A 5970-nucleotide genomic window follows, 5' to 3' on the forward strand; every position below is an offset into this window, starting at 1 on the left:
GTCTTTGGCCTCGCGCCTTGGCGCTCTGTCATTTGGTTCATTGGCCTCTTGGCCACGGTCATCATGATTTTGGCAGCGCTCTTTTGACTTCATCTTTCGAAATAAACTTTGGGGGAGGCTCGCGCAGGCGAGGCGGGGGCAAAGCCCCTTCCCCCTTCTCAAGACAAAGGAAACATCATGTCTGACTATGACGTTATCGTAATCGGCTCTGGCCCTGGCGGATATGTCGCTGCAATTCGCTGTGCTCAGCTTGGTCTGAAAACAGCCTGTGTCGAGGGCCGTGAAACGCTGGGCGGTACCTGCCTGAACGTTGGCTGTATTCCATCCAAGGCCCTCCTGCACGCAAGCCACCAGCTGCACGAAGCAGAACATAATTTCGCAAAGATGGGCCTAAAAGGCAAAAAGCCTTCTGTCGATTGGACGCAAATGCTCGCTTATAAAGATGATGTGATTGGCTCCAACACCAAAGGCATCGAATTCTTGTTCAAAAAGAACAAGATCGATTGGCTGAAAGGTTGGGGCTCTATCCCTGCTGCAGGTCAGGTTAAAGTTGGCGATGAAATCCACAATGCGAAAAACATCATTGTCGCATCCGGCTCCGAAGCTTCATCGCTGCCGGGTATCGAGATCGACGAAAAAATGGTCGTCACATCGACTGGCGCATTAGAGCTTGGCAAAATTCCCAAGAAAATGGTTGTTATCGGTGCTGGTGTGATCGGCCTTGAGCTTGGCTCAGTCTATTCGCGTCTCGGCGCTGAGGTGACGGTGGTTGAATTCCTCGACGCAATCACGCCCGGCATGGACGGCGAAGTGCAAAAGAGCTTCCAGAAAATCCTGACCAAGCAAGGATTGAACTTTGTGCTCGGCGCTGCGGTTCAGGGCGTCGAAACCACAAAGACCAAGGCGAAAGTCACATACAAACTGCGTTCAGACGACAGCGAGCATGTGATCGATGCAGATACCGTTCTCGTTGCGACGGGTCGTCGCCCGTACACAGACGGTCTTGGCCTTGAGGCGCTTGGTGTTGAGTTGACAGAGCGTGGTCAGATCAAGACGGGCAGCGATTGGCAAACCAACGTCAAAGGGATCTACGCGATTGGCGATGCGATTGAAGGTCCAATGCTGGCGCACAAGGCGGAAGATGAGGGCATGGCAGCCGCCGAGCAGATCGCTGGCAAACATGGCCACGTGAACTACCGCGTTATTCCTGGTGTGATTTACACACACCCTGAGGTCGCGAACGTCGGTGCAACAGAGCAGGATTTGAAAGAGGCTGGACACAGCTACAAAGTTGGTAAATTCCCATTCATGGGCAATGGGCGCGCGAAAGCTAACTTTGCCTCCGAAGGCTTTGTCAAAATCCTCGCGGACAAAGACACAGATCGCATTTTGGGCGCGCACATCATCGGCCCGGGTGCTGGCGATTTGATCCATGAAATCTGCGTCGCGATGGAATTCGGCGCATCTGCCGAAGATCTCGCAATGACGTGCCACGCACACCCAACCTACTCGGAAGCCGTGCGCGAAGCCGCGCTCGCTTGCGGCGACGGCCCAATTCACATCTAAGGCAGCGCCTTAAACCTCAACTTCAAAGCCCGCTTCACGCATCAATTCGTTGGAGCGGGCTTCAACGCGTTCCTCGAGAACGCGCATGAAGTCTTCTCGATCCATCCCGCGATCAATCGGTTCCAGAAATTCGACGACGGCCAACCCCGGCTTTCGGTAAATACCTGTTTTTGGCCAAAACACACCGACATTCGTAGCGACAGGATAGCAGGGTTGATCCATCTGCTCATAAAGCACGCCAGTGCCTACCTTGTAGGGAAGTTTCGCGCCGGGCGCGACGCGCGTGCCTTGGCTATAGATAATCAACTGCCCCGGTTCGACCAAACCCGCTTTCACATCTGCAACCATCTTTTCAATCGCAGCGCCGCGCTTACCACGATCAACGGCAATGCAGTTCAACAGTTTGGCATATTGCCCAATCACAGGCGTCCAGAGAATTTGCTTTTTCATAATAAATTTGGCCGCTGGCGTGGCCGTGAAAATCATCATGATATCGAGAAAACTTTGATGTTTCGCCGCGATTAACGCTTCCTCACTTGGCGGTGTGCCGCGCACCTCTACCTTGAGACCGACCATCCAGCTAGCCGTCCAAAACACCCAGCGACTATAAGTCTTACAACACACTCGCGCACCACGGCGCGAGAATAGCGCCCACGGCGCAAAGAGCAGACCAATCACAGGCATCATCAGATAAATTTGCCCGACATACAGCAGCGATCGAATCCACTGAATAGGGTTTTTACGGTCATTCATGTCAAACTCCGAAGTGTATTTTTCGCTGCAAGCCGAGTCGACACAAAGGCAACGATACCTGCCAAAACTGGGATCAAAAGCAGCAGCAACCACTGCACACCTTGCAAGCCGAGGCCGGTTAGAAATCCGCCCTCTTCTGACGCGCTTGGCAGCAGCGCGAGGGCAATACCGCCCACGACTGTTCCTACCCCTGCGCCCGACAATGCGCGCAATGTGAACCGCCGCACAAACGCTTGGGCAATATAGCCATCACGCGCCCCCACAAGCCGCATCACCGCAATCACTTGCGCATTCGCTGCTAGGGCTGCGTTCGCGGCAAGCGTGATCATCGCGCCGGTCGCAAAGGCAATAATGATGATGGACAACCACCCAAGCAAACGCAGGGAACTCGCCGCAGCAACCAAAGGTGCACGCCAACGCGCGTGATTATCCAGCACAGCGCCGGGCACCTCACCAGACAGACGAAGGCGCAATCCATCTCCATCGAACCCATTATTGGTTTCGATCACCTCAATCATTTGCGGTAAAGGTAACGTTTCTAGGGGCAGGCCTGCACCAAACCACGGCGCTAGCAATTCTCGTTGCTCATCCAAACTCAACGCACGTGCAGATTCTACGCCCTCGGTCGTGCGCAAAACGTTCAGGGCCGCTTCGGTTTGCGCCGCCATCTGCTCGGCTGGTGCAGAAATGCGAACCGTCGCGCTGCGCGCCAATTCTTCGCTCCATCGGCCCGCCAATCGGCCGGAGGCAAGCGACAAGGCCAGCGCGAACACCACAAGGAATGCCATTGCAGCTGCGCTGAACACCGTCAAACGAACCGTAAATCCAGTGGGCGGCACTGCGCGTTCAGCCTGTGCATCGCCAATCGCAAAATCCAAAACTGTTCGAAACGCGCTCACAGATCCGCCCCCGCCAATTGCAAGCGATGTCCAGAAATCCGCAGCACGCGCGCCTGAACTTGATTTTTTGCTGCACGGATAAGGCTGAGATCATGGGTCGCGATCATAATCGTTTTGCCCATACGGTTCAGCTCAATCAAAAGCGCCAAAAGACGTTGGGACATTTCCCAATCGACATTGCCTGTCGGTTCATCCGCCAGAATAACGTCAGGTGACATAATGATAGCCCGTGCCAACGCCGCGCGTTGTCGCTCTCCACCCGACAATTCCGGCGGCATGGCATCTGCACGCGCCGTCAGCCCAACCCAGCCCATCAATTCTTTTAAATTTGCATCATCATCCAGATCGTCATGATTGCTTACCGTCAACGGCAGTGCGAGGTTCTCTTTCAAAGAAAGATGATCCAAGAACTTACAATCCTGATGCACCACGCCGACGCGACGGCGGGTTAACGCAATGTCATCTCGATCCATATTGCGCACGTCATCACCAAAGATACGCACAGAGCCCGATGTGGGGATCAAAGCCCCATAACACAGCTTCAAAAACGTCGTTTTCCCAGACCCCGAAGGACCGGTCAAAAAATGAAATGACCCCGGTGCAAGGCGCAGCGATACATCACTGAAAAGCTCCCCGCCGCTGTAACTATGGGCAACTGTCTCTAGTTCGATCAAGTCGCAACCTTTCTATACTGTTGCCAAAATGGCAAATCTTGCCCTGTTGTGCCTGAGCATTGCGCCGGATTCAATCGCTCTGGCGCTGAACACGTGAATGGGATTTACCATAGCATCGCGTTTGCATAAGGTAACTTGAATGTGGATCGAGAACGGTCTGAAGAGTTTGCCAAAAAGGCAGGGTGAGAATATGCGCTTGATTTGCCCAAACTGCGGGGCCCAATACGAAGTTCCGACAGAGGTCATTCCAACAGAAGGGCGTGATGTCCAATGTTCAGCGTGTTCTAACACGTGGTTCCAAGCGCATCCTGACCATGACAATAGCGCTGCGGAAGAGCCGCAACGGGTAAACGTTGCTCCACCCGTTGTTGAAAGTGAAGCCAATGACGCACTTCCCGATATGCCCGAAGTTGCGACACGTGAATTAGACCCGGCCATTTCCGATGTTTTGCGCGAGGAGGCCGAATTCGAGGCCGCTGCGCGCGCAGCCGAAGCAAGCGCACCGCTCGAAAGCCAGCCGGACCTTGGCCTAGAGCCATCTAGCGACGAAGAAAATGAACGACGTGTCCGCGAAGCTCGTGAGCGAATGGCAGCAATGCGCGGCGAACCGGTCCCTGATGAAGTAGCTGTTGCTGCGGCGACTGCAGCAGCTGGGTCACGACGCGATTTGTTGCCCGATATCGAAGAAATCAATTCGACGCTTCGCTCTTCTGGCGAACGCCGGCGCCCTGCAGAAGCTGCAGACGCCGATCTAGCTGGCACCAATCCGCGCGAACGGCGTCGTGGTGGAAGCTTCCGATTGGGTTTCTACCTCGTGCTCTTGCTCGCGATTATCGCACTCTGCGTTTATATCTATGGCCCGCAAATTTCTGCAGCGCTCCCCGCCGCTGAACCCTACGTGGCCCAATTCACGCAAGCCGTCGAAAGCGCGCGCACTTGGCTTTCTGAGACAGTCGACAAAGGTCTTGCTTGGCTCGATCAGATGGCAGCCGAAAACATATAATTCAGCGACGAGCTTAGAAGCGATCTAGCAGCCTGCGCAAATAATCGCGCTCGATCTCGGGTCGTGCGGTTTCACCACTGCGTTTGCGGATTTCGTCCAACAACTCACGGGCACGGCGATAAACGTCTTCGCCTTGCAGCAGCCCTTCATCGCTTCCCGCCGCGCCAGCAACGCCAGCATTGCGGCCGAGAGGATCGCGCTGATTGCCGCCTTCACGGCCCTCTGCAGTGCCTTGTTGACCCTGCTGGTTCTGTTGGTTCTCAGCCAAAGCTTCGCCCAAGTTCTGCATCCCTTCACGCAAGGCATCCATCGCCTCCGCCTGACGGTCTATAGCCTCTGGCAGATCATCGCGCCCCAAGGCATCGCCAGCGCCGCGCATAGCTTCCTCGGCGCGGCGCAATGCTTCTCGGGCGGCATCACCTGCTTCGCTTCCCTCACCGGGAAGACCACCGCGTTGGCGCTCTAGTTCTTGACGCAAAGCTTCTTGCCGTTCTGCCAAACCTTCACCGCCACTTTGCGATTGTTGTTGCCCTTCTTGACCTTGCTGAGATTGCCCTTCGCCCTGCCCCTGACCGTCGCCTGAACGATTATCGTGGGATTGACCTTGGCCCTGACCGCCATTCCGGCCCTCATTACCCTGACTTTCGCCAGCCTGTGCATTCGGGTTAAATTGCTCCTGAAGATCACGGAACGCTTGATCTGACAGACCTTGTTGCTCGCGCAGCGTCTCGGAAAGACCCTCCATCGCTTGCTCGCCCGGCGATTGCTGCCCTTGGCCCTGCTGACCTTCGGCAATCTGCATGTTTTCCATCATCTGCTGCAGTTCTTGCAGCGCTTGCTCTGCCTCAGCCATGCGCCCTTGTTCCATCAACTCCTGAATACGATCCATCATCTGCTGAAGATCGTCTTGGGTCATGGCCATCTGGTTGTCTTGGCCACCTTGTTGCTGTTGTTGCTGAGGATCATCGCCGTTGCGCGCGGCTTCGCGTTGAAGCTGTTGAATGTAGTTCTCATTGGCGCGGCGAAGCTCATCCATCAGTTCTGCGATTTCATCATCGCTCGCGCCGTTTTTCAT

Annotated in this window: 6 protein-coding genes; 2 read left to right on the top strand and 4 right to left on the bottom strand. The window is 55.1% G+C overall.

Translation table 11 applies throughout. The annotated features are described in order from the left end of the window. Positions 1 to 177: 177 nt before the first annotated feature. Complete coding sequence (lpdA, locus tag ABJQ89_RS17025) at positions 178 to 1566, top strand: dihydrolipoyl dehydrogenase (protein ID WP_348497351.1); 1389 nt, start codon at positions 178 to 180, stop codon at positions 1564 to 1566. 9 nt (positions 1567 to 1575) lie between these two features. Here lpdA and ABJQ89_RS17030 read toward each other — a convergent pair whose 3' ends face one another. Genes ABJQ89_RS17030 through ABJQ89_RS17040 form a run of 3 tightly spaced genes read right to left on the bottom strand, consistent with a single transcriptional unit; the run spans position 1576 to position 3892 of the window. Next, a complete protein-coding gene (locus tag ABJQ89_RS17030; protein WP_348497352.1) occupies positions 1576 to 2319 on the bottom strand; it encodes a lysophospholipid acyltransferase family protein in 744 nt (247 codons plus the stop codon). Then, positions 2316 to 3218 (bottom strand): FtsX-like permease family protein, encoded by a 903-nt coding sequence (locus ABJQ89_RS17035; RefSeq protein WP_348497353.1) that lies wholly within the window; start codon positions 3216 to 3218, stop codon positions 2316 to 2318. Before ABJQ89_RS17035 ends, ABJQ89_RS17030 begins: the two co-directional genes overlap by 4 nt. After that, positions 3215 to 3892: an ATP-binding cassette domain-containing protein gene (locus tag ABJQ89_RS17040; protein ID WP_348497354.1), complete on the bottom strand. Its 678-nt coding sequence runs from the start codon at positions 3890 to 3892 to the stop codon at positions 3215 to 3217. The genes ABJQ89_RS17035 and ABJQ89_RS17040 overlap by 4 nt, the downstream gene beginning before the upstream one ends. Before the next feature lie 190 nt (positions 3893 to 4082). Between ABJQ89_RS17040 and ABJQ89_RS17045 the strand changes: the two genes are divergently transcribed. Further along, positions 4083 to 4895, top strand: a complete 813-nt coding sequence (locus ABJQ89_RS17045; RefSeq protein WP_348497355.1) for a zinc-ribbon domain-containing protein — start codon at positions 4083 to 4085, stop codon at positions 4893 to 4895. 13 nt (positions 4896 to 4908) lie between these two features. On the opposite strand, the gene ABJQ89_RS17050 is transcribed toward ABJQ89_RS17045, so the two are convergent. Further along, positions 4909 to 5970, bottom strand: a 1062-nt coding sequence (locus tag ABJQ89_RS17050) for a DUF4175 family protein (protein ID WP_348497356.1), incomplete at its 5' end; no start/stop codon positions are given.

Source organism: Planktotalea sp., from assembly GCF_039984035.1.
Lineage (GTDB): Bacteria > Pseudomonadota > Alphaproteobacteria > Rhodobacterales > Rhodobacteraceae > Planktotalea.

Bases quoted from the DNA above. Each gene is read 5' to 3' on its own strand.
- ABJQ89_RS17045 (WP_348497355.1), top strand. From the start codon at position 4,083: ATGCGCTTGATTTGCCCAAACTGCGGGGCCCAATACGAAGTTCCGACA.
- lpdA (WP_348497351.1), top strand. From the start codon at position 178: ATGTCTGACTATGACGTTATCGTAATCGGCTCTGGCCCTGGCGGATAT.
- ABJQ89_RS17030 (WP_348497352.1), bottom strand. From the start codon at position 2,319: ATGAATGACCGTAAAAACCCTATTCAGTGGATTCGATCGCTGCTGTAT.